The following is a 25,622-nucleotide window of genomic DNA, read 5'->3' as shown; positions in this document are numbered from 1 at the left end:
TTTGATAAAGTTTAGCGCTTGCTGAACTGCGGAGCGCGACGGGCAGCCTTGAGGCCGTACTTCTTGCGCTCCTTCATACGAGGATCGCGGGTCAGGAAGCCAGCCTTCTTCAGAGCGGGACGCAGGTTCTCGTCGTACTGCAGCAGGGCGCGGGACAGGCCGTGACGGATGGCGCCGGCCTGGCCGGAAACGCCGCCGCCGTTCACGCGGACCACGATGTCGAACTTGCCTTCGACCTCGGCCACAGCCAGGGGCTGACGAACGATCAGCTTCAGGGTCTCCAGGCCAAAGTAATCGTCGATGTCACGATCGTTGATGGTGATCTTGCCGGTGCCGGTGTAGACGCGAACGCGGGCAACGGAATTCTTACGACGACCGGTGCCGTAGAAATAAGGTTTCGTCTCGTACATATTCTATTGCCTCCTATTAAAACTCGTAGACTTCGGGCTTCTGGGCGGCGTTCAGGTGCTCAGCGCCCTTGTAGCAGCGCAGGCGGGTCATGGCCTTGGCGCCCAGGGTGTTGGCGGGGATCATGCCCTTCACCGCAACGTACATGGCCTTGTCGCTGTTCTCAGCCATCAGGGTCTTGTACTGGGTCTCTTTCAGGCCGCCGATCCAGCCGGAATGGGTGCGGTAGTACTTCTTCTCCAGCTTCTTGCCGGTCAGGACCGCCTGGTCGCAGTTGATGATGATGACATGGTCGCCGCAGTCCACATTGGGGGTGAAGGTGACCTTGTTCTTGCCGCGCAGCAGCACGGCGGCTTTGGCGGCAACGCGGCCGAGGGGCTTGCCCGCGGCGTCGATCACATACCACTTACGCTCGGTCTGGGCGGGTTTGGCGAGAGTAGTGCTCATTTGCTGTTCCTCCTGATTTTCTTTTCGTGCCAAAAGGCGCGTGAATGCGGTTTGGCGCACATCGGCGCAAGGTTGATTATAACCGAAAGTCAAAGCCGCGTCAAGCACTTTTTTCGATTATTTTGATTTATTCCCGGCTCACTCGCTCATTCTCTCTCATACTCTCTCATTCTACCGTTTGCTCGTTTTCTATTTTTTCAAAAATTTTCGTGATGTTTGTGCAGATTGCCCCGTGTGTGGTATAATGACCGGGAAAAGTGCCTCTTTGCCCCTTGCGGCATGGAGCGCCCGTCTTTATAATACATTATATGGAAGGGGGCTGCCCCATGCAGCGTCTGGAAGGGCTGATGCGCAAAGCCATTCAGGAATACGGCATGATCGCGCCCGGCGACCGGGTGTGCGTGGGCGTTTCCGGCGGAAAAGACAGCGTGGCCCTCACGGTGGGCCTTGCCCGCCTGCGGGAATATCTGGGCATCCCCTTTGAGGTGGTGGCGGTGAGCCTGGACCCCCAGTTTGGGAACACGCCCACAGATTATTCGCCGCTGGAACAGCTGTTCGCGGAGTATAACGTGGAATACCACATCCGCCGCAGCGAGATCGGCCACGTGGTGTTCGACCTGCGCAGGGAGAAGAACCCCTGCGCCCTCTGCGCCAAGATGCGCCGGGGCCTGTTGCACAACACCGCCAAGGAGCTGGGCTGCAACCGGGTGGCCCTGGGCCATCACCTGGACGACGCGGTGGAGACCTTTTACATGAACCTCTGGGGCGAGGGGCGGCTGGGCTGCTTTTCGCCGGTGACCTGGCTTTCCCGCAAGGAGCTGTATCTCATCCGGCCTATGGTGCTGGCCACCGAGGCCGAAGTGCGCCGGGCGGTGCGGGAGCTGGGCCTGCCGGTGGTGAAGAGCGCCTGCCCCGCGGACGGGGCCACCCGCCGCCAGGAGATGAAACGTTATGTGGCGGCCATGGCCAAAAAGGACCCGGCCTTCCGCCAGAAGATGCTGGGGGCCCTGCAGGGTGCCGGCCTGGACGGCTGGGCGCCCGGGCCCGGCGCCGGGGGCCGCAGGGCCCGCCGGTGAGCGCGGGCCATTCCGCCGCCTGATGGCGGCAAGCGAGGTGTTACCATTGGAGTTTGAAAAGCACTGCTGGGCCGAAGTGGACCTGGACGCCCTCGCCCATAATTTTAAGCGCATCGCGGCCCACGCCGCCCCTGCCAAGGTGTGCGCGGTGGTGAAGGCGGGGGCCTACGGCCACGCCGACGGCATGGTGTGCCAGACTTTGCAGGCCGCCGGGGCCCAGTGGTTCGCGGTGAGCTGCCTTGCCGAGGCGCTGCACCTGCGCGCCGGCGGGGTAACGGGGCACATCCTCATCCTGGGCCACACCGACCCGGCCTACGCCGCCGACCTCATCCGCCACGACCTGACCCAGGCGGTGTTCAGCGGGGCCTACGCCCAGGCGCTGAGCGAGAACGCCCGGGCCGCCGGCGGGCGGGTGAAGGCTCATCTGAAGGTGGACACCGGCATGGGCCGGCTGGGCTTTGACGCCCGCAGCGAAGGGCACATCGAGGCCTGCGTGTCCGCCCTGGCGGGCTGCTGCGGCCTGCCGGGCCTCAATGTCACCGGCCTGTTCCAGCACTTCGCCGTGGCGGACAGCCACGCCCCCGCCGACATCGCCTACACCGCCGGCCAGCACGACCGCTTCGTGAAGGTGGCCGAGGCGCTGAAGATCCGGGGCGTTTCCCTCGAGACCGTTCACTGCTGCAACTCCGCCGCCCTCACCGAGCACCCGGAATGGGGCATGGACCTGGTGCGGCCGGGCATCATCCTCTACGGGTGCGATGCCAGCGACGAGGTGCACTTTGAGGGCCTTCGCCCGGTGCTTCGTCTGAAGGCCCGGGTGAGCCAGGTCAAGACCATCGAGGCGGGCCAGTCTTTGAGCTACGGCCTGCTCTACACCGCCCCCGCCCCCCGCCGGGTGGCCACCCTCTGCGTGGGCTACGCCGACGGCTACCCCCGCAGCCTGACCAATCAGGGGGTGTGCAGCATCCACGGCCAGAGCGCCCCGGTCATCGGCCGGGTGTGCATGGACCAGCTGATGGTGGACGTGACAAACCTCGACGGTGTGGACGCGGGCGACGAAGCCTGCATCTTCGGCGCGCCCGGCTGCGACACCATCGAAGATGTGGCCCGCAAGGCGGGCACCATTCCCTACGAGATCATGTGCGCGCTGGCGCTGCGGGTGCCCCGGGTCTACCTCAGGGGCGGCAAGGCCGTGGGGCTGGCGGACTATCTGAACCAGACTTCATTCTGACGCATCGGAGGACGGAAAAATGAGCAAGCTGCTTGTGGTAGTGGACTATCAGAAAGACTTTGTGGACGGCGCGCTGGGCTATGCCGGGGCGGAAAAGCTGGAAGGCCCCCTGTACGACAGGGTGCGCTCGGCGCTGGCGGCGGGCTGGAAGGTGCTCTTCACCCGGGACACCCACGCCCCCGATTATCTTGATACCCGGGAGGGCCGTTTCCTGCCGGTGCCCCACTGCATCGAAGGCAGCGAGGGCTGGCGCCTTTACGGCAAGCTGGCCGGATTCGAGGCGGCGGAAAACGAAAGCATCGCCTTTGTGGACAAGCCCACCTTCGGCAGCATGGAACTGCCCGAAGCGGCCCGCGCCCTCTGCGGCGGCGAGCCGGAAGAGATCGCCCTGTGCGGCGTGGTCACCAACATCTGCGTGGTGAGCAACGCGGTGGTGCTGCACTCCGCCTTTCTTTCCAGCACCATCACCGTGCTGAAGGACCTGTGCGGCACCGGCGACGAGGCCATGGGCCAGAAGGCCCTGGACCTGCTGGCTGGCATGGGCTACAACGTGATCTGAACTCGAGCGCCGGGGCTTCCCGGCTTCACACCTGTTTTTTTGGAGGGGACCTGTTTGTCGAAAAAGAACATCCGCAATTTCTGCATCATCGCCCACATCGACCACGGCAAGAGCACCCTGGCGGACCGCATCCTGGAAAAGACCCACAGCGTGGATGAGCGCCAGATGGAGGACCAGCTGCTGGACAACATGGAGCTGGAGCGGGAGCGGGGCATCACCATCAAGGCCCGGGCGGTGACGCTGGACTACACCGCCCGCGACGGCGGGCACTACGAGTTCAACCTCATCGACACCCCGGGCCATGTGGACTTCGGCTACGAGGTGAGCCGCAGCCTTGCCGCCTGCGAGGGCGCGGTGCTGGTGGTGGACTCCACCCAGGGCGTGGAGGCTCAGACGCTGGCCAACACCTACCTGGCGCTGGAGCACGACCTGGAGCTGGTGCCCATCCTGAACAAGATCGACCTGCCCAGCGCCGAGCCGGACCGGGTGGCCAAAGAGGTGGAGGACGTGATCGGCCTGCCCTGCATGGACGCGCCCCGGGTGAGCGCCAAGATGGGCGTCGGCATCGAGGACGTGCTGGAAAGGGTCATCACTGACATCCCCGCCCCCAAGGGGGACGAGACCGCCCCCCTCAAAGCCCTCATCTTCGACAGCGTCTACGACAGCTACAAGGGCGTCATCGTCTACATCCGGGTATTCGAGGGCACGGTGAAGCCCGGCGACACGGTGCGGATGATGGCCACCGGCGCCCAGTTCACCCTGGTGGAGGTGGGCCGCATGGGCGCCACCAGCCTGATGCCCTGTGACCATCTGGAGGCGGGCGAAGTGGGCTACCTCACCGCCAGCATCAAGAACGTGCGGGAGACCCGCGTGGGCGACACCGTGACCCTGGTGGCGAACCCCACCCCCGAGCCGCTGCCCGGCTACCGCAAGGTGACGCCGATGGTGTTCTGCGGCATCTACACGGTGGACGGCGCGAAGTATCCCGATCTGAAGGACGCGCTGGAAAAATTGCAGCTGAACGACGCGGCTTTGAGCTTTGAGCCGGAGACCAGTGCGGCGCTGGGTTTTGGCTTCCGCTGCGGCTTTTTGGGCCTTTTGCATCTGGACATCATCACCCAGCGGCTGGAGCGGGAGTTCGATCTGGACCTCATCACCACCGCCCCCAGCGTGGAATACCGCTTCACCCTCACCGACGGCAGCGTTCTCACCATCGAGAACCCGTCGGACTACCCCGACCCGGGCCGCATCGCCAAGCAGGAAGAGCCCTATGTGGACGCCCACATCTACACCCCCGCCGAGTATGTGGGCAGCCTGATGGACCTCTGCCAGGACCGGCGGGGCGTCATGATCGACATGAAGTATCTGGACGCCGACCGGGTGGACCTGCACTATGAGCTGCCCCTGGGCGAGATCGTCTACGACTTCTTCGACGCCATCAAGAGCCGCAGCCGGGGCTACGCCAGCTACGACTACGAGATGAAGGGCTTCAAGGAGAGCAAGCTGGTCAAGCTGGACATGCTGCTCAACGGCGACATGGTGGACGCGCTGAGCATGGTGGTGCATGCGGACAAGGCCTACGCCAAGGGCCGCCGCCTGGCCGAGCGGCTGAAGGAGAACATTCCCCGCCAGATGTTTGAGATCCCCATCCAGGCGGCCATCGGCGGCAAGGTCATCGCCCGCGAGACGGTGAAGGCCATGCGCAAGGACGTGCTGGCCAAGTGTTACGGCGGCGACATCACCCGAAAGAAAAAGCTGCTGGAAAAGCAGAAGGAAGGCAAAAAGAAGATGCGCCGGCTGGGCAGCGTGGAACTGCCCAGCGAGGCTTTCACCGCCGTGCTCAAGCTGGACGAGAACTGAAACACGCAAAAAGAGGGCCGCCCCGGTGGGGCGGCCCTCTTTTTCGCTGCTGTTTAGTCGCGGCTGCGGGAGAAGATGCGCAGGATGTAGAGGAACAGGTTGATGAAGTCCAGATACAGCTCCAGCGCCGAGAACACCGAGGCCTTTTTCGCCAGTTCCGGGTTGCCGGCGTAGGCGAAGTAGGCGGCTTTGATCTTCTGGGTGTCGTAGGCGGTGTAGCAGGCGAAGAGCACGATGCCCACGCAGCACAGCAGGATGTTCACCCCGCCGAAGAAGATGCCGAACACGCTGACGATGAGCATGGCGATGAGGCCGAACATCAGAGGTTTCGCCCAGCCGGACAGGTCCTGCTTGGTGAGGTAGCCGTAGGCGGCCATGATGCCAAAATACAGGGCGGTGGCGCCGAAGGCCAGCACCAGGTCGAACATCTGATAGAGGTAGAAGTAGCAGCTGAACACCAGGCCGTTGAGGGCGGCGTAGAGGAAGAACATGCCCCGGGCGGCGCCCACGCCGATCTTGTGGATGCGGGCGCTCATCACCATCACCACCACGATCTCGGCGATGGCAAGGCCCCAGAACAGCAGGGGATTGGCCAGCAGCAGGATGCCGATGCCGCTGGCATAGCCTGCCAGCGCCACCAGGAAGGTGACCGTCAGGCCGGCGAACATCCAGCCGAAGGTCTTGGCGGTGTACTCCGCCAGCGTCTCATAGCGGGCGTTGGTGCTGAACACCCCGTCCGGGCCCTGATTTGCATAAAAGGTATTGTTTTCGGGCTCAAAGCCCTGTCCGTATGGTTCATTCATGGGGATCCTCCTCCTTTTGCCTTATTATACCGCAGAATATTGCCGGAATTGTAAACAAAATCAAAATAATTTATAATAGCCTGTGAAACCTTTGAGGAAGGGAGGCCGCGCCATGGGCTTCGGGCTGTATCTGCACATCCCCTACTGCCTGGCCAAGTGCCGCTACTGCGATTTTTATTCCGCCGGGGCCAGCCGCGGCGTGCCCGACGAATATGTGGACGCCCTCATCGCCCGGATGGCGGCGATGTGCCCCGGCCGGCCCGAGACGGTGTACTTCGGCGGCGGCACCCCCAGCCTGCTCTCCCCCGCCCAGGTGTGCCGTCTGCTCAAAGCCGCCGGCCCGCTGCCCGGCGCGGAAATAACGCTGGAGGCAAACCCCGAAACGGTGGACGAAAAAAAGCTGGCGGGCTTTCGCGCCGCAGGGGTGGGCCGGCTGAGCCTGGGGGTGCAGACAGCGGACGACGCCAGCCTCGCCCGGCTGGGCCGCCCCCACACCGCCGCCCAGAGCAAAGCGGCGCTGGCCGCGGCGAAGGCCGCCGGCTTTGAGAACATCACCGGCGACATCATGCTGGCCCTGCCCCATTATACGCGGGAGGAATTCGACCGCACCCTCGCCCTGCTGGCGGAAGGGGGCGCGGCCCACATCTCGGCCTATCTTTTGAAAATCGAGCCGGGCACCCCCTTCGGGCGCGATGTCCCAGCGGGGCTGCCCGGCGAGGACGAAGCGGCGGATCTTTATCTTTACGCGGTGGACGAGCTGGCGAAGGCGGGCTATGCCCAGTACGAGATCAGCAACTTCGCCCGGCCCGGCTTTGAGGGCAGGCACAACCTTCTCTATTGGGACTGCCGGGATTATCTGGGCCTCGGCCCTGCGGCGGCCAGCTGCATGGGGGGCAGGCGTTTTTCCTTCGGCCGCAGCACAGCGGATTTCCTGGCCGGGGCGGCCCCCACGCCGGAAGGCGAATGCACCGGGGCGGACTATGTCATGCTGCGGCTGCGGCTTGCCGAGGGGCTGCGCCTCTCCCTTTTAAAAGAGCGGTACGGCCTTGCCTTTGACGAAAGCCGCCTTGCCTTCATCCGCCGGTGCGCGGCGGCGGGCTACGCCGTGTTCGACGGCGACCGCCTGGCCCTTACGCCAGAAGGCATGTTGGTGCAGAACAGCATCCTCACGGAGCTTTTGCCATGAGGCGAAAACCGTTTAAAGGAAAGGCCGTGGGGCACCCCCGCGGCCTTCCGAGTTTGGCGTCCCTCGGAAAATTTCAATCCTGCCACTTGTCGCAGAGGGCTTCCACCTGGCTGGCGAAGCGGGCCAGCTCCTTGTTGGCGTGGCCTTCCTTGGCTTTGATGATGTTCAGCAGGCGGTGGCCGGCGTCCAGCAGGCGGCGGAACACCGGGTTTTCCCGCTTCCTGCCGCCGGTCTCGGCCTTGGCAATGCGCTGGGTATTGCCCACCGCAAGGCAGCTGCCGGTGACCAGGTCATACTCCGCGCCGTTGTAGGGCGCGGCGGCGGCCAGACCCAGTTCCGAGCGCAGGCGGTTCGCGAAGATGTCGCACACCTCGTCCTCGCCGTGGGTGACGAAAACAGTGCGGGGCTTCGTCTCAAAATTCTTCACCCAGTTCACAAGGCCCTCGTTGTCCGCGTGGCCGGACACGCCCGCCAGCACCTGCACCTTGCAGCGCACCTCGATGGTCTCGCCGAAGAGTTTGACCTCCTTCGCGCCCTCCACCAGCGCACGGCCCAGGGTGCCCGGCGACTGGTAGCCCACGAAGAGCACCGTGCTCTCCGGCCGCCAGAGGTTGTGCTTGAGATGGTGGCGGATGCGCCCGGCTTCGCACATGCCGCTGGCGGACAGGATGACCTTGGGCTCGGGGTCAAAGTTGATGGCCTTGGAGTCGTCGCTGCTCAAAGAGAGCCTGAGCCCCCGGAAATTGATGGGGTTCACCCCCTGCATCACCAGGGTGCGGGCCTCCTCGTCGTAGCACTCGGCCCAGCTGGTCTTGAACACCTGGGTGGCCTCCACGGCCATGGGGCTGTCCACATACACGGTGAAGTTTCCGTGGCCCTTTACCAGGTTCTGTTCTTTGATCTGGCGCAGGAAATAGAGCATCTCCTGGGTGCGGCCCACGGCGAAGCTGGGGATGACCAGATTGCCGCCCCGGTCGAAGGTATCCTGCAGGACGGCGGCCAGGGCGGGCACATAGTCCGGCCGGGGGCCGTGGCTGCGGTCGCCGTAGGTGGATTCCATCACCACATAGTCCGCCTCGTGGATGGGCTGGGGGTCCCGCAGAAGGGGCTGGCGGGTGTTGCCGATGTCGCCGGAAAAGACGACCTTGCGGGTCTCGGCCCCTTCGGTGACCCACACTTCGATGGACGCGGAGCCCAAAAGGTGGCCCACGTCGGTGAAGCGGGCGCGGATGTTCGGCCCCACCTCCACCGTCTCGCCGTAATCCACTTCATGGAACAGGGCCAGGGCGGCCTCGGCGTCCTGCATGGTGTAGAGGGGCTGGTACTCCTCGCCTCCGGAGCGCTTGGCCTTGCGGTTGCGCCACTCGGCCTCGAACTCCTGAATGTGGGCGGAGTCGCGCAGCATGATGCCGCACAATTCGGCGGTGGCCCCGGTGGTGAAGACCGGGCCTTTGTAGCCGTTCTTCACCATCAGGGGGATGCGCCCGGAGTGGTCGATGTGGGCGTGGGTCAGCAGCAGGCAGTCCACCTGGCCGGGGGCCAGGGGCAGGGGCTGGTTCTCGTAGATGTCGCGGCCCTGCTCCATGCCGCAGTCCACCATCAGGTTGAAGCCGCCGGCCTGCAGCAGGTAACAGCTGCCGGTCACCTCATGGGCGGCGCCCAAAAACGAAAGTTTCATTTGCTTGCTCCCCCTTCCTTTGCGGGCGGTCGTATTTTCTTTATTATACCCCGCCCGCCCTGCGGGGGCAAGGCAGAAAAACGCACCGCCTCCCTTTTGGGGAAACGGTGCGCTTTGTTCAGTGAAAAATCACCGCTCCTTGCTGTCGATCTCGGCGCGGATGGCCTCCAGGAAGGCGTCCACGGTCATGGCGCCGCCCTTCTCCTCCTTGCGGGCGCGGACGGCCACGGTGCCGTCCTCCATCTCCTTGTCGCCCACCACCAGCATGTAGGGGATCTTCTTCAGTTGGGCTTCGCGGATCTTGTAGCCCATCTTCTCGCTGCGCATATCGCTCTCCACGCGGATGCCGGCAGCGTTCAGCCTGGCTTCCAGCTCCTTGGCGTAGGCGTGCTGGCGGTCGGTGATGGGGATGATCATCGCCTGCACCGGGGCCAGCCAGGTGGGGAAGGCGCCGGCGAAGTGCTCGATGAGGATGCCGATGAAGCGCTCGATGCTGCCGAACACCACGCGGTGGATCATCACCGGGCGGTGCTTCTGGCCGTCCTCGCCGGTGTACTCCAGCTCAAAGCGCTCGGGCAGCTGCATGTCCAGCTGGATGGTGCCGCACTGCCAGGTGCGCCCGATGGCGTCCACCAGATGGAAATCGAGCTTCGGGCCGTAGAAGGCGCCGTCGCCCTCGTTCACGGTGTATTCGCGGCCCAGCTCCTCAATGGCGCTGCGCAGGCCGTCGGTGGCGCGGGCCCAGTCCTCCTCGCTGCCCATGTGGTCTTCCGGCATGGTGGACAGCTCGATGTGATACTCAAAGCCGAACAGGCTGTAGACCTTGTCGATCAGCTGCACGACGCCCTTGATCTCATCCTTGATCTGGCCGGGGGTCATGAAGATATGGGCGTCGTCCTGGGTGAAGCAGCGCACCCGCATCAGGCCGTGCAGCGCGCCGGACAGCTCGTGCCGGTGCACAAGGCCCAGCTCGCCCATGCGCAGGGGCAGGTCGCGGTAGCTGCGGGGCTGGGTCTGGTACACCAGCATGCCGCCAGGGCAGTTCATCGGCTTGATGGCAAAATCGGTGTCGTCAATGACGGTGGTGTACATGTTGTTCTTGTAGTGGTCCCAGTGGCCGCTGCGCTCCCACAGGCTGCGGTTGAGCATCATGGGGGTGCTGATCTCCTGGTAGCCGGCCTCGCGGTGGATCTGCCGCCAGAAGTCGATGAGGGTGTTCTTCAGCACCATGCCCTTGGGCAGGAAGAAGGGGAAGCCGGGGCCCTCTTCCAGCAGGGTGAACAGTTCCAGCTCCTTGCCCAGGCGCCGGTGGTCGCGCCTCGCGGCCTCTTCCATCAGCTTCAGATACTCCTCCAGGCCGCTGGCCTTGGGGAAGGCGATGCCGTAAAGCCGGTCCAGGCTGTCGCGGGCGGCGTCGCCGCGCCAGTAGGCGGCGGCCACCTTGGTCAGCTTGACGGCCTTGATGGCGCCGGTGCTCATCAGATGGGGGCCGGCGCACAGGTCGGTGAAGTCGCCCTGCTGGTAAACGGTGAGCTCCCAGCCCTTGGCGGCGTACTCTTCCAGCAGCTCCAGCTTGTAGGTCTGGCCGGCGAAGATCTCGCGGCCCTCCTCCACGGTGATGACCCGCTTTTCCAGGGGCAGGTCTTCTTTGACGATCTTCTTCATCTCGGCCTCGATGGCCTCAAAGTCGCCGGTGGTCAGGGGCCGGCTTGCCTTGATGTCGTAGTACCAGCCGTTTTCCAGCGCCGGGCCGATGCCGAAATGGGCGCCGGGGAACAGATGCTGCACCGCCTGGGCCATCACATGGGCCGCGGTGTGCCAGAAGGCGTGCTTGCCGCCCTCGTCCTCAAAGGTGAGGATCTCGAGGGTGCAGTCCTCGTTCAAAACGGTGCGCAGATCGCACACCTCGCCGTTCACCCTGGCGGCGCAGGCGCTCTTGTAGAGGCCCATGCCGATGCTCCTGGCCACGTCGGCCGCGGACACGCCCGCCTCGAACTGGCGCACGTCCCCTTTCAGTTCCACATTGATCATCTTCTCAAACCTCCTGTAAACGAAAAAACGCCCCACCCCGTTGCAAAAACACACGGGATGAAGCATCCTGCTCCACGGTTCCACCCGAATTGCGCTTTCTCAGAAAAAACGCCGCTCGTTTTGGGCTGTAACGGGCCCGGCCCGGCGGGGGTTCGCCCCCGCGCTCGGCGGTGGTAGGTCAGGCATGCCGCACAAAGCCGCTTGCAGCGCGCCCCGAAACCGGGCGGCGGCCCTCTCTGGTGTGCGTCTTGGCCCGCCCGTGTCCGCTTCGGCGCTTTGCGGGATAAGACTGTGCCCTAATGATATACTTCTTTTGGGCGGCTGTCAATATTTCTTGACAATTTGTAAACTGTTCATTAAAATAATGTAGTAGTATATTTGATGATCTGCCGCTGGGCCCAAAGCCATGCAGGGCCGGCGCTGTGCGATTTATATGACAGGGCCCCTCCAAGGGTCTTTTTGGTATGCTCATTGTCAATTATAAATAAAGGCCTTGTTTTGCCCTTTTGAAACAAACAGGCAAGCCCAGAACGGCGGTTATCTCAGATACCCATTTTATCTTGAGGAGTTGAAACAATTGCCACCCATCATCACTTTCGCGGTGGCGGTCGTTGCAGCTGTCGTTTGCGGGTTTGTCTGTTTTTTTGCGGGTTCGGCCTACCGCCGCAAGACCGCAGAGGCAAAGCTTGGCAGTGCTGAAGAGGAAGCCAAGCGCATCGTGAACGACGCCATCAAGGCCGCCGAACAGAAACGCAAGGAGACCGTGATCGAGGCCAAGGACGAAGCCCTTCGCATGAAGACCGAGGCCGACAAGGAGATCAAGGAGCGCCGCAGCGAGCTGTCCCGCCAGGAGCGGCGGCTCGACCAGAAGGAAGAGGCCCTGGACAAGCGCGTGGCCGCCTTTGAGCAGAAGGAAGAGGAACAGCGCCAGCGCTCGGAACTGGTGGAGGCCAAGCTGGACGAGCTGGAGCAGCTCAAGCTCCGCCAGCTGGAAAAGCTGGAGACCATCGCCGGCCTGACCCAGGAGGACGCAAAGCAGCTGCTTTTGAACCGTCTGGACCAGGATCTGACCCACGAGAAGGCCATGCGCGTGGCCGCCTACGAGGCAAACCTGAAAGACCAGTGCGACGCCATGGCCCGGGAGCTCATCGGCCAGGCCATCGCCCGCTGCGCCGCCGACCATTCCAGCGAGGCCACCGTGAGCGTTGTGCCGCTGCCCAACGACGACATGAAGGGCCGCATCATCGGCCGCGAGGGCCGCAACATCCGCGCCCTGGAGACCGCCACCGGCGTGGACCTCATCATCGACGACACCCCCGAGGCCATCACCCTGTCCAGCTTCGACCAGGCCCGCCGCGAGGTGGCCCGCATGACGCTGGAGCGCCTCATCACCGACGGCCGCATCCACCCCGCCCGCATCGAGGAGACGGTGGAGAAGTGCCGCCGCGAGCTGGAACTGAGCATGAAGCGGGAGGGCGAGCGCGCGGTGATGGAGGTGGGCCTGCATGGCATCCACCCCGACATCGTGAAGCTGCTGGGCCGGCTGAAGTTCCGCACCAGCTTTGGCCAGAACGTGCTGAACCACTCGCTGGAAGTGGCCTACCTCTCCGGCCTGCTGGCCGCCGAGATGGGCGTGAACGTGACCCAGGCCCGGCGCGCGGGCCTTTTGCACGACATCGGCAAGGCCCTGGACCACGAGATCGAAGGCAGCCACATCCAGATCGGCGTGGAGATCGCCCGCAAGTACAAAGAGAACCCGGCCATCATCCATGCCATTGAGGCCCACCACGGCGACGTGGAGCCCAAGACCCCGCTGGCCTTCATCGTGATGGCCGCCGACGCCATCAGCGCCGCCCGCCCGGGCGCCCGCCGCGAGAACCTGGAAAGCTACATCAAGCGGCTGGAAAACCTGGAAGAGCTGAGCTGCAGCTTCGAGGGCGTGGAGACCGCCTTCGCCGTGCAGGCGGGCCGCGAGGTGCGCATCATGGTGAAGCCCGACGCGGTGGACGACGACCATCTGGTGCTCCTGGCCCGGGCCATCACCAAGAAGATCGAGGAAGAACTGGACTACCCCGGTCAGATCAAGGTGAACGTCATCCGGGAGAGCCGCGCGGTGGAATACGCGAAATGAGTTTTGAAAGCAGGGGCCCTTCGGGGCCTCTGTTTTTGCCTTCCACAGGAATTCTGCACAATAATTTTTTAACATTTCGTCTTGTTTTCAGGCCGGAAATATAGTATTCTAAAAAAAAGGCGTTTTGTCCGGGCAGGGCAAGACGCCTTTGAGCATGGAGGATGCTTTATGGAACAGCGTATGCAGAAGGTCTATTCCCGCAGCGGCGCGGTGGCGCTGAAGGTGGCCCAGGGGCACTTTGCCACCAACCACAGCCACATCAACTATTACATCGACATCACCACCCTCAAGACCCGCCTGCGCGACGCCGAGGCGGTGGCGCGGGAGCTGGCCCAGAAATACGTCACCAGCACCGTCATCGACACCATCGTCTGCCTGGACGGCACCCAGGTCATCGGCGCCTGCCTTGCCCGGGAACTGACCGAAAGCGGCCTTGCCTCCATCAACGCCCACCAGTCCATCTATGTCATCCGCCCGGAATACAACTCCAACAGCCAGCTGCTTTTCCGCGACAACCTCCAGCCCATGCTGAAGGGCAAGCACGTTCTCATCCTGATGGCCTCGGTGGCCACCGGCAAGACCATCAACAAGAGCGTGGAATGCGTGCAGTACTACGGCGGCATCGTGCAGGGCGTGGCCGCGGTGTACAGCACCATGAAGTCCATCGACGGGCTGGACATCCAGTCCATCTTCTCCCCCGCCGACCTGCCCGGCTACGCCAGCTACGAGTTCAAGGACTGCCCCTACTGCAAGCAGGGCGTCAAGCTGGACGCGCTGGTGAACAGCTTCGGCTATTCCAAACTGTAACAAAACGCAAAGGACCCGCCGGGGCAAGCCCGGCGGGCCCTTTTTCAGTGTTCATCCCTGGCAGCCCAGGTCATCCCAGTCGCCGAAATCCTCGGCGCAGGCGATGCGGGTGGCGTCCAGCCTGCCGTCGGCGGTGAGGGGCTTTTCGGCCGCGCCCAGGTCCACCGGGTTGGGGTTCGGGCCCCGGTCCGGCGTTTGGGGCGCACGGCGTGGCTCTTCCTCTTCGGCGGGGGCGGCGTCATCGCCCTCGCTCAGGGGCACCTCCACATACTCGCCCTCGATGTGGCCGTCGTTGTTGTAATCCCGCAGCAGCTTCACGGCAAAGGCCCCCGCGGCAAGCCCTAAGCCGATGGACAAAAAGCGGCGAATGAATCCCATATTTTCCTCCCTCTGCATGCCCCCGCGCGGGGGCCGCCAAAAAGCGCTATGGTGTTAGTATACCACGGCCCGCCGTCCCTTTCAACCGAAACCGGGCGAAGGGAAGGGGCCGGCCCCGAAAGGCCGGCCCCTTCCCTTCGCGATGCGCCTTGCTCAGCGCAGTTTTTCCAGCACCTGCACCAGCGCCTGGCGGTGCGCGGGGTCAGGGCAGCCGTCGCGGCACAGCACCTCCAGCATCTCCGCCTCGCTGCCGCCAAACCGCTTTTCGACCAGGTTGTTCAGCTCTACAAGCTGCATCTGACGGCGGGTCACCAGCGGCGTCACCGTAAAGTCGGTCCCGCTGCGCTCCAGAACGCCCTTGCCGATCAGCCGCTTGAGCACCGTGTAGGTGGTGTTTTTCGCCCAGCCGAACCGCTGGCCGGCGATGCCGGCAATGCGGCTCGCCGTGGTGGGGGCTGTCTCCCACACGATCTCCATCAGGTTCCATTCTGCGTCGAACAGCTTTACTGTTTCCACTGTTGATCCGTCCTTTCCGCCCTGCCACAGGCTATTTTTTGGCAGAAGGGGGCAGTATCCCCTTGTTTACTTTACTATATCATACCCCCCGCCCTTTTTCAGCATAAAACTTCCCCGTCGGGATTTTTTTGTAACTTTGCACTTAATGCGCCCGCTTTTTGCAAGTCTCTATGACAATAGTAGACGATTTATGTAGTATATACCCGCATATTTTTATAAGAAATGCACAAAAATAAAGCGCCCCGCAGGCAAAATTGCCCGCGGGGCGAAAACACTTCATTTGCACGATCAGCGCTCAAAGCTCAGCTGAAGGTGACGTAATCCTGTTCCAGGGGCCTGGCCGGCTCCACCTCCAGGGCGGTGAGAACCGGGCCCTTGCCGCCGAACAGCGGGTGGAACTGCGCCCGCACCTTGGCGGTGAGGCGGATCCAGCTGCGCTGGGCCAGCTTTTTGGCCTCGTCGTATTTGCAGGGGAAGCCCACGAACTGGATGTCCTGCACGCAGCAGGTCATGGCGAAGCGCCCGGGCACGAACTGGCCCTGGCCCACCCGGGGGGTCTGGCAGACCTGGGCGGTGAAGCGCACGGTCTTTCCGTTGTACTTGTCCGGGTCCTCGGAGGCGTCCAGATACCAGATGCCGAAGTCCTCGTCGCCGATGTCGATGACGTCCGCCTCGATGTCGAAGGGCAGTTCGTCGGGCAGGTCGTCGTACTCCACGCTGCCGTCGGAATACTCATAGGCGATGTCGCACCGGCGGCTGGCCTGGCGCACCGCCTTGTGGATGTAGTCCCGGTCGTCGGAGGAGCTGACCGCCTCGGCCCGGTTGACCACCAGCAGCTCGCTGGCGGCGAATTTTTCCAGCATCAGCTGGCGCATGTTCTCAAAATAGGTGCGGAAGGTGGCGCCGTCGGCGGTGCAGATGGTCTGGTAGATGAGCCAGTGAGGCGGAAGCGCCTCCATCAGCGCCGAAAGGGGCCACATGCCGTTGTACTCGATGAGCACCCGGCCCGCGCCGCTCTTTTTTGCTTTCTCTTCCAGAAGGCCGGGGGTAAGCTCCGCCTGAAAGTCGATGGCATCCACCGTGACGCCGCCGAAGGCGAATTCCTCGGGGCGGTACTCCACCTCGCCTTCCTCGCAGACCAGCAGCAGGGTCTTGTCGCCGCTGTCGAACCTGGGGTCGTTCATGGTCTCCTGGATGAAGGTGGTCTTGCCGCTTTCCAGCTGGCCCAGGAACAGATAGACCGGGATCTCAGTCGCTGCCATTGTGTCCTCTCCTTTACGCCAGATGGAAGATGAGCTCCAGCGCCGGCTCGTTCAGCTTTGCGCCGATGACGCACAGACGGCCGGTCACGTCGGCGGCGCCGGTGCGCACGTCCGCCTCGCCGGGCACATAATCGAAGTGGATCCACCCGCCCTCGCCGGGCAGGATGCCCTTGGCACGCAGGATGGTGCCGTATTTGCCGGTGTCCAGGGCGGCCAGGGCGGCCTTCACCTCGTCGGCGGTGAAGGTGCGGGCGGTCTCGCGGCCAAAGCTCGTAAACACCTCGTCGGCGTGATGATGGTCATGGCCGCAGGAGCAATGTTCGTCATGCTCATGGTCGTGATGGTGCTCGTGGTCGTGGCCGCACTCGCAATGCCCGTCATGCTCGTGGTCGTGGTCATGGCCGTGATGGTCGTGGTCGTGGCCGCACTCGCAATGGTCATCATGGTCATGGCCGTGATGATGCTCATGCTCATGCTCGTGCTCGTGTTCATGCTCGTGCTCGGCCAGGGTCTGGGCCAGCAGCTTTGCCACAAAGTCCTGCCCTTCCTCGATGGCGGCCAAAATCTGCGCACCGGACAGCTGGGCCCAGTCGGTGGTGATGATGACCGCGTCGGGGTTGACGGTGCGCAGCAGCGCCACCGCATCGGCCACCTTCTGCTCGCCGGCAGAGCCGGTGCGGCTGAGGATGACGGCGTTGGCGTGGGAGACCTGGTCGTTGTAGAACTCGCCGAAGTTCTTCATATACATCTTGACCTTGTTCACATCCGCCACGGTGGCAAAGCAGTTCAGTTTCACCTCCCGCTCGCTTGCCACAGCGGCCACGGCGCGGGTCACGTCGCTGAGCTTGCCCACGCCGGAGGGCTCGATGAGGATGCGGTCGGGGGCGAACTGGTCGATGACCTTTTTCAGCGCCTCGCGGAAATCGCCCACCAGGCTGCAGCAGATGCAGCCGGAGTTCATCTCGGTGATCTGGATGCCGGCGTCCTTCAAAAAGCCGCCGTCGATGCCGATCTCGCCGAACTCGTTTTCAATGAGCACCAGCTTCTGGCCGGCGTAAGCCTCGCGGATGAGTTTTTTGATCAGGGTGGTCTTGCCGGCGCCCAGAAAGCCGGAAAAAATATCAATTTTGGTCATGGTGTTACCTCTCTCTTTATCCATCGGGGAAAAGGCCCGCGGCGCCGCGGAAAAGGCGCTGCGGGCGCTTGCGCTCTACCTTTTATTATACCCGTTTTGTCAACACCCGAATCGCAGGCGGGGCTTAACAAGCGGCCTTCGACGTGCTACAATAGGAACAGTCATTTTGGCTCGAAGGGCGTTTGCCCATGCATTTTTTTGAGAATCGAGGTTTTGCGTTTATGCTCTCCACCAATGAAAAGATCGCGCTGCTGCGCGCCGCCATGAAGGCCGCCGGCGCCAATGCCTGCCTCATCCCCTCCTCCGACCCCCACATCAGCGAGTATCTGCCCGCCCACTGGTCCGCCCGGCGCTATTTCTCCGGCTTCACCGGCAGCGTGGGCAACCTGGTGGTCACCGAGGCCGCCAGCGCCCTGTGGGTGGACGGCCGCTATTTTGTGCAGGCCGCCCGCCAGCTGGAGGGCAGCGAGATCGAACTGCAGAAGATGGGCGTGGAAGGCGTGCCCACCCTGCTGGAGTACCTCGCCGCCGCCTTGGGCGAGGGCCAGGTGCTGGCGGTGGACGGCATGGTCACCGCCGCCTCCACCATGAAGGAACTGCAGACGGCCCTGGCCAAGAAGGGCGCCACCGTCAAAAGCGTGGACCTGGTGGAGGGCAACTGGCCTGACCGGCCCGCCGTGCCCGCCAGCGAGGCGTTCCTGCTGGACGAAGCATACGCCGGGCGCAGCGCCGCCGACAAGCTGGCCGACCTGCGGGCCGAGCTGGCAAAGCAGGAGGCGGGCGCCATGGTGGTCTGCCGGCTGGACAGCGTGGCCTGGCTTTTGAACCTGCGGGCCAACGACCTGGACAACACCCCCTTCGCCCTGGCCTACTGCTTCGTCACCCCGGATGACGCCATCCTCTTCATCAACACCGCCCGCCTGCCCGCCGGGGCCGTGGAGGCCCTGGGCCGCCAGGGCGTGCGGGTCACCGAATACGGCCATCTGCTGGGCGCGCTCACCGGCTACCACCACGACCAGACGGTGCTGGTGGACGAAGCGGGCACCAACTGGGCGGTGTACTCCGCCCTCAAAGAAAACCCCGCGTTCACCCTGAAGGCGGGCGAGGACCCCATCCAGGCGCTGAAGGCCGTGAAGAACCCCGTGGAGATCGAGAACCTGAAAAAAGCCCACGTGAAGGACGGCGTGGCCATGGTGAAGTTCCAGATGTGGCTGGAAGAGAAGATGGCCGCGGGCGAGGCCGTGACCGAGGTGGACGTGGATGAAAAGCTGGCGGCCCTGCGGGGCGAGCAGGCGCTGAACATCGGCGTGAGCTTCGACACCATCGCCGCCTGGGGCGCCAACGCCGCCATGATGCACTACCACGCCACCCCCGGCAACTGCGCCACCCTGGCCCCCAGGGGCTTTTTGCTGGTGGACTGCGGCGGCCAGTATCTGGACGGCACCACCGACATCACCCGCACCTACGCCCTGGGTGAATTGACCGACAACGAGCGCACCTACTACACCTATGTGCTCAAGAGCCACATCGACATGGCGAAGCTCCAGTTTTTGAACACCTGCACCGGCGGCAACCTGGATGTGATCGCCCGCGCCCCGGTGTGGGCCCACGGCATCGACTACCGCTGCGGCACCGGCCACGGCGTGGGCTTTGTGGGCGGCGTGCACGAAGGCCCCCAGAACCTGCGCATCACCAACCACACGGTGTTCAAGCCCGGCATGATCGTCACCGACGAGCCCGGCATCTACGAAGAGGGCGAGGTGGGCATCCGCATCGAGAACGAGCTGCTGTGCTGCGAGCGGGTGAAAAACCAGTACGGCCAGTTCCTGGGCTTTGAGCCCATCACCTGCTGCCCCATCGACCTGACCCCCGTGCGGCCCGAGCTGCTGGACGCGGACGAGAAGGAATGGCTGAACGCCTTCCACCGGATGGTGCGGGAGAAGCTGACTCCCCATCTGAACGCCGCCGAGGCGGCCTGGCTGGCGGAAAAGACCCAGCCGCTGGCGTAAGCAGAGAAAAAGTGCCGCCCCTCACCGGGCGGCACTTTTTTTGTCTTTTTTCCGGGCCAGCCGCCAAAGGATGGCCAGCGACGCCGCTGCCATCAGCAGCCAGCGCACCGCGCCGGAGGCGTCCGCAAAGCGGCGGGCCAGCAGCGCCCAGCCCTCCCCCGCCGCCGCGCCCAGATGCACCAGGGCGGCGTTCCACACAAGGCTGCCCGCCGTGGTGTAAAGCAGGAAGCGCGCCAGATTCATCCGGGCCATGCCCGCCGGGATGGAGATGAGGCTGCGCAGGATGGGCACGCAGCGGCAAACCAGCACCGCTTTCGCGCCCTTTTGCTCGAACCGGGCGGCGGCCCGGGCGGCGGCCTCGGCGTCAAAGCCCAGCCGCTTGCCCCAGGGCCCCGCCAGCAGCGCGCTCATCCGCTCACCGCCCAGCGCCCGGCCCACGCCGTAGAGGGCCAGCGCCCCCGCCACCGCGCCCAGGGTGGCCCAGGCCACCACCCACCACACATCCAGCGCGGTGCGGGTGGTGAGAAAGCCCCCGAAGGTGAGGATGACCTCCGAGGGGATGGGCGGGAAAAGGTTTTCCACCGCGATGAGCAGGGCCATGCCCGGATAGCCGAAGTCCTCCATCACGCCCGTGATCCACTGCTCCATGCCCGCCGCCCCCTTTTGTATCATTTTATTCGCGGCGGGTGGAGATATGCCGGGGCGGAAAGTAAAAGAGCGGCCGCCCCGCAAGACCCGGAGCGGCCGCTCTGTGCGTTTTATTCCCGGCTGGTCACTTCGGCCCGGCTCAAGGCCAGCAGCACCGCCGCCAGCAGAACGCAGGCTGCCAGCACCGACCACTGGCCAAGAGGCCCGGCCAGCACCGCGCTGCCCGCCGCGCCGGCGATAAAAGCCGCGATGACCTGGTAATAGCGCAGGCTGGAGCGCAAAATGCCCCGGTCCCGGGTCTGGAAGTACTGATAGAGCAGCTCGGTGCCGCTGCGCAGGTTGCCGGTGCACATGGTGGTGGCGTAGGCCTTGCCGTGCACCCGGCGGAAGCTCTCCACCTGTAAGGCGCACACGAAGCTCACCGCCCAGTTCACCGCCATGTCCCACGCGCCGCCCAGCGGCGCAAAAGCCGCGGCGGCCAGCACACCGATCTCCAGCGCCAGCACCCACTGGCGCCAGTGCAGCTTTGCCGCCGGGGCCGCCTTGCCCCTGCGGCGGATGGCCTCCGCCGCCAGCACGCCCAGAAAAAAGGCGAAGATGGGCGGCAGGTATTTTGCCGCCCCGGCCCAGTCGCCCGCCGCCAGCTTCACGCCCAGCAGCACCATGTTGCCGGTCTCGGCGTTGGCGAACACCCCGCCGCGGCAAAGGTAGGTGTAGGCGTCCAGATAGCCGCCCGCCAGCGCCAGCACAAGGCCCACCCGCAGCGCTTCGCTGGTCTGCACACGCTGTTCGTTCATTGACTTTCTCCCCTCTTTGTCCCCGCTTTACCGGCTCAAAAATGGCCCCCGGTCTCCCGGGGGCCACAGCTTGCTCGGCTGGGGAAAATTCACTTGGAAAGGCGCTCGCGCAGGGCGGCCAGCTGGGCGCGCAGCTCAGCGGGAACGCGCTCGCCGATCTCGTCGTAGAGGGCCTCGACGCCGTCGCAGTCCTCCAGCCACAGGCCCTTATCCACGCTCAGCAGGCCCTTGACGGTGTCCAGAGTGACATCCTCCAGGCCGGTGATGTCGATGTCTTCGGCCTTGGGCAGGTAGCCGATGGGGGTCTCCACGGCCTCCACTTCGCCCTTGCAGCGCTTGAGCATCCACATCAGCACGCGCATGTTGTCGCCGAAGCCGGGCCAGATGAAATGGCCTTCGTCGTCGGTGCGGAACCAGTTGACGTGGAAGATCTTGGGGGCCTTGCCGCCCAGCTTCTTGCCCATCTCGATCCAGTGGCCGAAGTAGTCGCCCATGTTGTAGCCGGTGAAGGGGCGCATGGCCATGGGGTCGCGGCGCACGACGCCCACGGCGCCGGCGGCGGCAGCGGTGGTCTCGGAGGCCATGGCGCTGCCCACATACACGCCGTGGTTCCAGTCAAAGCTCTGGAACACCAGCGGAGCGGTCTTGGCGCGGCGGCCGCCGAACACCATGGCGGTGACGGGCACGCCATTCGGGTTATTGAACTCCTTGCTCAGGCAGGGGCAGTTCACCGCGGGGGCGGTGAAGCGGCTGTTGGGATGGGCCAGCTTGTTGCCGGCGGCCACCCACTCCTTGCCGTTGACCTTCTTGCCGGTCCACTCCTCGGCGTTCTCAGGGGGGTTCTTGTCCAGGCCTTCCCACCAGACGGTGTTGTTGTCCAGGTTATGGGCAACGTTGGTGAAGATGGTGTTCTTCATGGTGGTGTGCAGGGCGTTGGGGTTGGATTTCTCGTTGGTGCCGGGGGCCACGCCGAAGAAGCCGTTCTCGGGGTTGATAGCGTAGAGGCGGCCGTCCTCGCCGATGTGCATCCAGGCGATGTCGTCGCCCACGGTCCACACCTTGTAGCCCTGCTTGGCGTAAACTTCGGGCGGGATCAGCATGGCCAGGTTGGTCTTGCCGCAGGCGGAGGGGAAGGCGGCGGTGATGTATTCCACATGGCCGGCGGGGTCCTCGATGCCCAGGATGAGCATGTGCTCGGCCATCCAGCCTTCCTTCAGGCCCTGGTAGCTGGCGATGCGCAGCGCAAAGCACTTCTTGCCCAGCAGCACGTTGCCGCCGTAGCCGGAGTTGATGGACCAGATGGTGTTCTCTTCGGGGAACTGCACGATGTAGCGGTTCTCCTCTTCCATCTTGGCCTTGGAGTGCAAGCCGCGCACGAAGTCGTTGGAGTCGCCCAGCTGGTCCAGCGCCTGCTTGCCCATGCGGGTCATGATGTCCATGTTCATGACCACATAGATGGAGTCGGTCAGCTCGATGCCCACCTTGCTGAAGGGGCTGCCGATGGGGCCCATGCAGTAGGGCAGGACGTACATGGTGCGGCCCTTCATGCAGCCGTCGTACATGGGGATCAGCTTGGCCTTCATCTCGCTGGTCTCCATCCAGTTGTTGATGGGGGCGGCGTCCTCACGCTTCTTGGTGCAGATGTAGGTGCGGCCTTCCACGCGGGCAACGTCGTTCACCGCGGTGTGATGCAGCACACAGCCGGGCAGCAGTTCCTCATTCAGGGGCACCATTTCGCCGGTCCTGAAGCTCTCTTCCCGCAGGGCGGTGAGCTGCTCCTCGCTGCCGTCGATCCACACGACCTTGTCGGGCTTCACCAGGGCGACCATCTCGTCCAGCCAGGTCAGAACGTGTTTGTTCGTTGTCATACGCTTTCACCAATCCTCTCTTCATGTTCGGGGGCAAACCCCGCGCCAGGGGCGCTGAAAAAAGTTTGCCAGTTGCACCCATTGTAGCCATTATACTTCCGCGCCCAAAAAACGGCAATGGAATTTTTGTTAAAAAACCGAAAGTGCAAAAGTTTTCTGTTTCGCTCAAAACTTTGTCTAATTTTTGACGATTTCTGCTCCTTTCAACCAACCAGCAGCGGTTTTTCGGTGTAACAGCCGCCCATGGGGCCGGGGGCGCGGCGGCAGAGGGCCGCAAGGTCCGCGGCGGCGGCGTGAGCGGCGGCCGCCGCACGGCAGGCCTCGTTTTCCCGCGAAAGGCGGGCCAGGGAGGCCCCGGCGGGCTTTTTTGCCCCCCGCAGAAGGGCCAGGCCCCGCCGGTTTGCCGCCAGCACGTGGACATAGGGCGGCAGGGCGGGCAGTTCGCCGGTGTAGCCCAGGGCCGCCGCCAGCACATAGCGGCGCAGCCGGGCGTGGGCATAGCGCTTGGACTTCATGGCGTCGTAAAGGCCCGGCAGGTCTGCGGCGGCGCGCACGGCGTTTTCCAGAAGATGCTCCAGCCCTTCGGCGGTGCCCCGGGTGCGGGCAAAGGCGGCGGCGTCCATCCCCCGCAGGCGGGAGAGCAGAGCCAGGCCCCAAGCCCGTTCGTCCAGGTCTTGCCCGGCGGCTTCGGCCTCTTTATAAAGGGCCAGCGCCGCCGCGGGCACATAGCCCTCCAGCGCCGCCGCGCCCCCTTTCGCCCAGAGGCCTCGCAGGCTGGAGGCGCTGGCAAAGCCCCCGGCGCCGGGCTCCGCCTCGCCGTGGGCCGCGCCCTTGCGGGGCAGGGCCAGGGGCGAAATATGGCTGCCCTGGGCGGCCAGGGCCTTGCAGTACTCCACGCCCAGGTTGTTGTTGGGGCCCGCCAGCACCGCCCCCGCCCCGGGGCATTCTTCTTCGGCGGCGGCGGCCCGGGCGGCGGCAAAGGGCGCGCCCCCCGCAAGGCTGCGGGCCAGGGCGGCGGAAAAGCCTTTCGAGCGCAGGGCCCCGGCAGTGCGCTCGAGGGCCGCCGTGTCCGGCGTTTCCGCCCCGAACACCAGGGTGTCCACCGCGGGCAGCGCGCTCAAAACAGCCGCCCCGGCGGCGGCAAAGCCCTCGGCGGAAAGGCAGGCATAGGGGTTCGGCAGGCACAGCACCAGGTCGGCCCCGCAGCCAAGGGCCGCTGCGGCCCGCACCGAGGGCGGCAGCAGCGCCGCGCCGCCCCGCTGGGTGACGTCGCCGCTCATGCAGACGGCCACCGCTTCGGCGCCCCGGCGGCGCGCCTCGGCGATCTGCCAGGCGTGGCCGGCGTGGAACGGGTCATATTCGGCGATGATGCCGGCGTTTTTCATGGGTTTGGCCCCCTTTTTGCCTTGAAAAGCGGTTTTTCCCATTATATAATAGTGAATGGACAATGTAAATCCGGGCGGCAGGAGCCGCCAGAAACAGTTTTGGGAGGAAGCATCAATGAAAATCCTGGTTATCAACTGCGGTTCGTCCTCGCTGAAGTATCAGCTCATCGACATGGCCGACGAGAGCGTGCTCTGCAAGGGCCTTTGCGAGCGCATCGGCATCGAGGGCAGCAAGATCACCCATCAGGCCCACGGCGGCAAGTGGAGCGAGGAGGTGCCCTTCCCCACCCACACCGAGGCCTTTATGAAAGTGGTGGAGATGATGACCACCGGCGAGGGCGCCGTGGTGGCGGACAAGAGCGAGATCGGGGCCATCGGCCACCGCATCGTGCAGGGCGCCGAGTTCTTCACCAAAAGCGAGATCGTCACCGACGCCATCATTGACAAGATCGAGGAGATCGCCCCCCTGGCCCCGGTGCATAACCTGGCCCACGTGCAGGGCCTGCGCAGCGCCAAGAAGGTGTTCGGCGCCGATGTGCCCAACGTGGTGGTTTTCGACACCACCTTCCACCAGACCATGCCTCCCAAGGCTTATATGTACGGCGTGCCCTACGAGATGTACGAGAAGTACGCCATCCGCCGCTACGGCGCCCACGGCACCAGCCACCGCTATGTGAGCATGGCCGCCGCCAAGTTCCTGGGCAAGGACCCCGCCGAGCTGAAGATGGTCACCTGCCACCTGGGCAACGGCAGCAGCATCACCGCCGTGGACGGCGGCAAGTGCGTGGACACCAGCATGGGCCTGACCCCGCTGGCCGGCGTGCTGATGGGCACCCGCTGCGGCGACGTTGACCCCAGCGTGGTGACCTACATGGAGCAGAAGCTGGGCATCCACGGCCAGGAGATGGCCGACTACCTGAACAAGAAGTGCGGCCTGCTGGGCGTGTCCGGCGTGTCCAGCGACAAGCGGGACGTGGAGGCCGCCGCCGCCGCGGGCAACGAGCGGGCCAAGCTGGCCAGCGATATGCTGAACTACCAGATCAAGAAGTACGTGGGCGCCTACGCCGCCGCGATGGGCGGGCTGGACTGCGTCGTGTTCACCGGCGGCATCGGCGAGAACGACGGCTATGTGCGCGAGCAGGTGTGCAAGAACATGGAGTTTTTGGGCATCAAGCTGGACGAGGAGAAGAACAAGCAGCGCGGCGCCGACATCATCGACCTGTCCGCCGCCGGCAGCCGCGTGAAGGTGCTGATGGTCTGCACCAACGAGGAGCTGATGATCGCCCGCGACACGCTGGCGCTGGTGACCGCGAAGTAAATCATTCCCGGTTTTTCAAGGGCCGCCCCGGCATGGTGCCGGGGCGGCCCTTTTTTTGCGTTTTTGCCCTGCCGGCGCACATTTTTCCA

Annotated in this window: 22 protein-coding genes; 9 read left to right on the top strand and 13 right to left on the bottom strand. The window is 64.3% G+C overall.

From position 1 onward, the window contains the following. Nucleotides 1–11: 11 nt before the first annotated feature. Both rpsI and rplM read right to left on the bottom strand, forming a co-directional pair. A complete protein-coding gene (gene rpsI, locus ACH2AT_RS04510) occupies nucleotides 12–410 on the bottom strand; it encodes a 30S ribosomal protein S9 (RefSeq protein WP_177521982.1) in 399 nt (132 codons plus the stop codon). A gap of 16 nt (nucleotides 411–426) precedes the next feature. Further along, the gene (gene rplM / locus ACH2AT_RS04505; RefSeq protein WP_177521983.1) at nucleotides 427–855 is read right to left on the bottom strand and encodes a 50S ribosomal protein L13; all 429 of its coding nucleotides are present in this window, start codon (nucleotides 853–855) and stop codon (nucleotides 427–429) included. A 326-nt stretch (nucleotides 856–1,181) separates the two neighbouring features. On the opposite strand from rplM, the gene ACH2AT_RS04500 reads away from it, so the two are divergent. Genes ACH2AT_RS04500 through lepA form a run of 4 tightly spaced genes read left to right on the top strand, consistent with a single transcriptional unit; the run spans nucleotide 1,182 to nucleotide 5,581 of the window. Further along, nucleotides 1,182–1,931, top strand: coding sequence for a tRNA 2-thiocytidine biosynthesis TtcA family protein (locus ACH2AT_RS04500; protein ID WP_394964008.1), 750 nt, complete (start codon nucleotides 1,182–1,184; stop codon nucleotides 1,929–1,931). Nucleotides 1,932–1,977: 46 nt separating this feature from the next. Then, complete coding sequence (gene alr / locus ACH2AT_RS04495; RefSeq protein WP_394964007.1) at nucleotides 1,978–3,162, top strand: alanine racemase; 1,185 nt, start codon at nucleotides 1,978–1,980, stop codon at nucleotides 3,160–3,162. A 19-nt stretch (nucleotides 3,163–3,181) separates the two neighbouring features. Next, on the top strand, nucleotides 3,182–3,721 hold the full coding sequence (locus ACH2AT_RS04490) for a cysteine hydrolase family protein (protein WP_394964006.1): 540 nt from the start codon (nucleotides 3,182–3,184) through the stop codon (nucleotides 3,719–3,721). 54 nt (nucleotides 3,722–3,775) lie between these two features. Further along, on the top strand, nucleotides 3,776–5,581 hold the full coding sequence (gene lepA, locus ACH2AT_RS04485; protein ID WP_394964005.1) for a translation elongation factor 4: 1,806 nt from the start codon (nucleotides 3,776–3,778) through the stop codon (nucleotides 5,579–5,581). Nucleotides 5,582–5,634: 53 nt separating this feature from the next. On the opposite strand, the gene ACH2AT_RS04480 is transcribed toward lepA, so the two are convergent. Beyond that, nucleotides 5,635–6,384, bottom strand: a complete 750-nt coding sequence (locus ACH2AT_RS04480) for a Bax inhibitor-1/YccA family protein (RefSeq protein ID WP_394964004.1) — start codon at nucleotides 6,382–6,384, stop codon at nucleotides 5,635–5,637. A gap of 112 nt (nucleotides 6,385–6,496) precedes the next feature. On the opposite strand from ACH2AT_RS04480, the gene hemW reads away from it, so the two are divergent. Further along, nucleotides 6,497–7,570 (top strand): radical SAM family heme chaperone HemW, encoded by a 1,074-nt coding sequence (gene hemW / locus ACH2AT_RS04475; protein WP_394964003.1) that lies wholly within the window; start codon nucleotides 6,497–6,499, stop codon nucleotides 7,568–7,570. A 73-nt stretch (nucleotides 7,571–7,643) separates the two neighbouring features. Here hemW and ACH2AT_RS04470 read toward each other — a convergent pair whose 3' ends face one another. Together ACH2AT_RS04470 and thrS are read right to left on the bottom strand one after the other, a co-directional pair. Then, nucleotides 7,644–9,248: an MBL fold metallo-hydrolase RNA specificity domain-containing protein gene (locus ACH2AT_RS04470; protein ID WP_394964002.1), complete on the bottom strand. Its 1,605-nt coding sequence runs from the start codon at nucleotides 9,246–9,248 to the stop codon at nucleotides 7,644–7,646. 129 nt (nucleotides 9,249–9,377) lie between these two features. Further along, nucleotides 9,378–11,279: a threonine--tRNA ligase gene (gene thrS / locus ACH2AT_RS04465; protein ID WP_394964001.1), complete on the bottom strand. Its 1,902-nt coding sequence runs from the start codon at nucleotides 11,277–11,279 to the stop codon at nucleotides 9,378–9,380. A 577-nt stretch (nucleotides 11,280–11,856) separates the two neighbouring features. Here thrS and rny point away from each other — a divergent pair. Next, a complete protein-coding gene (gene rny, locus ACH2AT_RS04460) occupies nucleotides 11,857–13,410 on the top strand; it encodes a ribonuclease Y (RefSeq protein ID WP_394964000.1) in 1,554 nt (517 codons plus the stop codon). Nucleotides 13,411–13,578: 168 nt separating this feature from the next. Then, complete coding sequence (locus tag ACH2AT_RS04455) at nucleotides 13,579–14,217, top strand: orotate phosphoribosyltransferase (RefSeq protein ID WP_394963999.1); 639 nt, start codon at nucleotides 13,579–13,581, stop codon at nucleotides 14,215–14,217. 51 nt (nucleotides 14,218–14,268) lie between these two features. On the opposite strand, the gene ACH2AT_RS04450 is transcribed toward ACH2AT_RS04455, so the two are convergent. From ACH2AT_RS04450 to ACH2AT_RS04435, 4 genes are all read right to left on the bottom strand, one after another. Beyond that, entirely contained in the window at nucleotides 14,269–14,595 is a 327-nt protein-coding gene (locus tag ACH2AT_RS04450) for a hypothetical protein (RefSeq protein WP_394963998.1), read from the bottom strand. 153 nt (nucleotides 14,596–14,748) lie between these two features. Then, nucleotides 14,749–15,111 (bottom strand): BlaI/MecI/CopY family transcriptional regulator, encoded by a 363-nt coding sequence (locus ACH2AT_RS04445; protein WP_394963997.1) that lies wholly within the window; start codon nucleotides 15,109–15,111, stop codon nucleotides 14,749–14,751. A gap of 302 nt (nucleotides 15,112–15,413) precedes the next feature. After that, a complete protein-coding gene (locus tag ACH2AT_RS04440) occupies nucleotides 15,414–16,373 on the bottom strand; it encodes an outer membrane insertion C- signal (RefSeq protein WP_394963996.1) in 960 nt (319 codons plus the stop codon). 13 nt (nucleotides 16,374–16,386) lie between these two features. Beyond that, complete coding sequence (locus ACH2AT_RS04435) at nucleotides 16,387–17,508, bottom strand: CobW family GTP-binding protein (protein WP_394963995.1); 1,122 nt, start codon at nucleotides 17,506–17,508, stop codon at nucleotides 16,387–16,389. Nucleotides 17,509–17,729: 221 nt separating this feature from the next. On the opposite strand from ACH2AT_RS04435, the gene ACH2AT_RS04430 reads away from it, so the two are divergent. Beyond that, nucleotides 17,730–19,517, top strand: coding sequence for an aminopeptidase P family N-terminal domain-containing protein (locus tag ACH2AT_RS04430; protein ID WP_394963994.1), 1,788 nt, complete (start codon nucleotides 17,730–17,732; stop codon nucleotides 19,515–19,517). A gap of 21 nt (nucleotides 19,518–19,538) precedes the next feature. Here the strand turns inward: ACH2AT_RS04430 and ACH2AT_RS04425 are convergent, their stop codons facing one another. The 4 genes from ACH2AT_RS04425 to ACH2AT_RS04410 all read right to left on the bottom strand — a co-directional run bounded on the left by ACH2AT_RS04425 (nucleotide 19,539) and on the right by ACH2AT_RS04410 (nucleotide 24,215). Further along, nucleotides 19,539–20,165, bottom strand: a complete 627-nt coding sequence (locus ACH2AT_RS04425) for a DedA family protein (protein WP_394963993.1) — start codon at nucleotides 20,163–20,165, stop codon at nucleotides 19,539–19,541. Between the two features lie 110 nt (nucleotides 20,166–20,275). Further along, nucleotides 20,276–20,962 carry a YoaK family protein gene (locus ACH2AT_RS04420; RefSeq protein ID WP_394963992.1) on the bottom strand — a complete coding sequence of 229 codons (687 nt, stop codon included), beginning with the start codon at nucleotides 20,960–20,962 and terminating at the stop codon, nucleotides 20,276–20,278. Nucleotides 20,963–21,051: 89 nt separating this feature from the next. Next, nucleotides 21,052–22,830 (bottom strand): phosphoenolpyruvate carboxykinase (GTP), encoded by a 1,779-nt coding sequence (locus tag ACH2AT_RS04415; protein ID WP_394963991.1) that lies wholly within the window; start codon nucleotides 22,828–22,830, stop codon nucleotides 21,052–21,054. A 203-nt stretch (nucleotides 22,831–23,033) separates the two neighbouring features. Next, nucleotides 23,034–24,215: a nucleotidyltransferase family protein gene (locus ACH2AT_RS04410; RefSeq protein WP_394963990.1), complete on the bottom strand. Its 1,182-nt coding sequence runs from the start codon at nucleotides 24,213–24,215 to the stop codon at nucleotides 23,034–23,036. 115 nt (nucleotides 24,216–24,330) lie between these two features. Between ACH2AT_RS04410 and ACH2AT_RS04405 the strand changes: the two genes are divergently transcribed. Continuing rightward, entirely contained in the window at nucleotides 24,331–25,533 is a 1,203-nt protein-coding gene (locus ACH2AT_RS04405; protein ID WP_394963989.1) for an acetate/propionate family kinase, read from the top strand. The last annotated feature ends 89 nt before the right edge of the window (nucleotides 25,534–25,622 follow it).

Origin of the sequence: Candidatus Allofournierella excrementigallinarum, assembly GCF_944388085.1 — a bacterium.
GTDB classification, from domain to species: Bacteria; Bacillota; Clostridia; order Oscillospirales; family Ruminococcaceae; genus Allofournierella_A; species Allofournierella_A excrementigallinarum.
The sequence above is the reverse complement of the archived record's forward strand: the minus strand, read 5'-3'. Positions and strand labels throughout refer to the sequence as shown.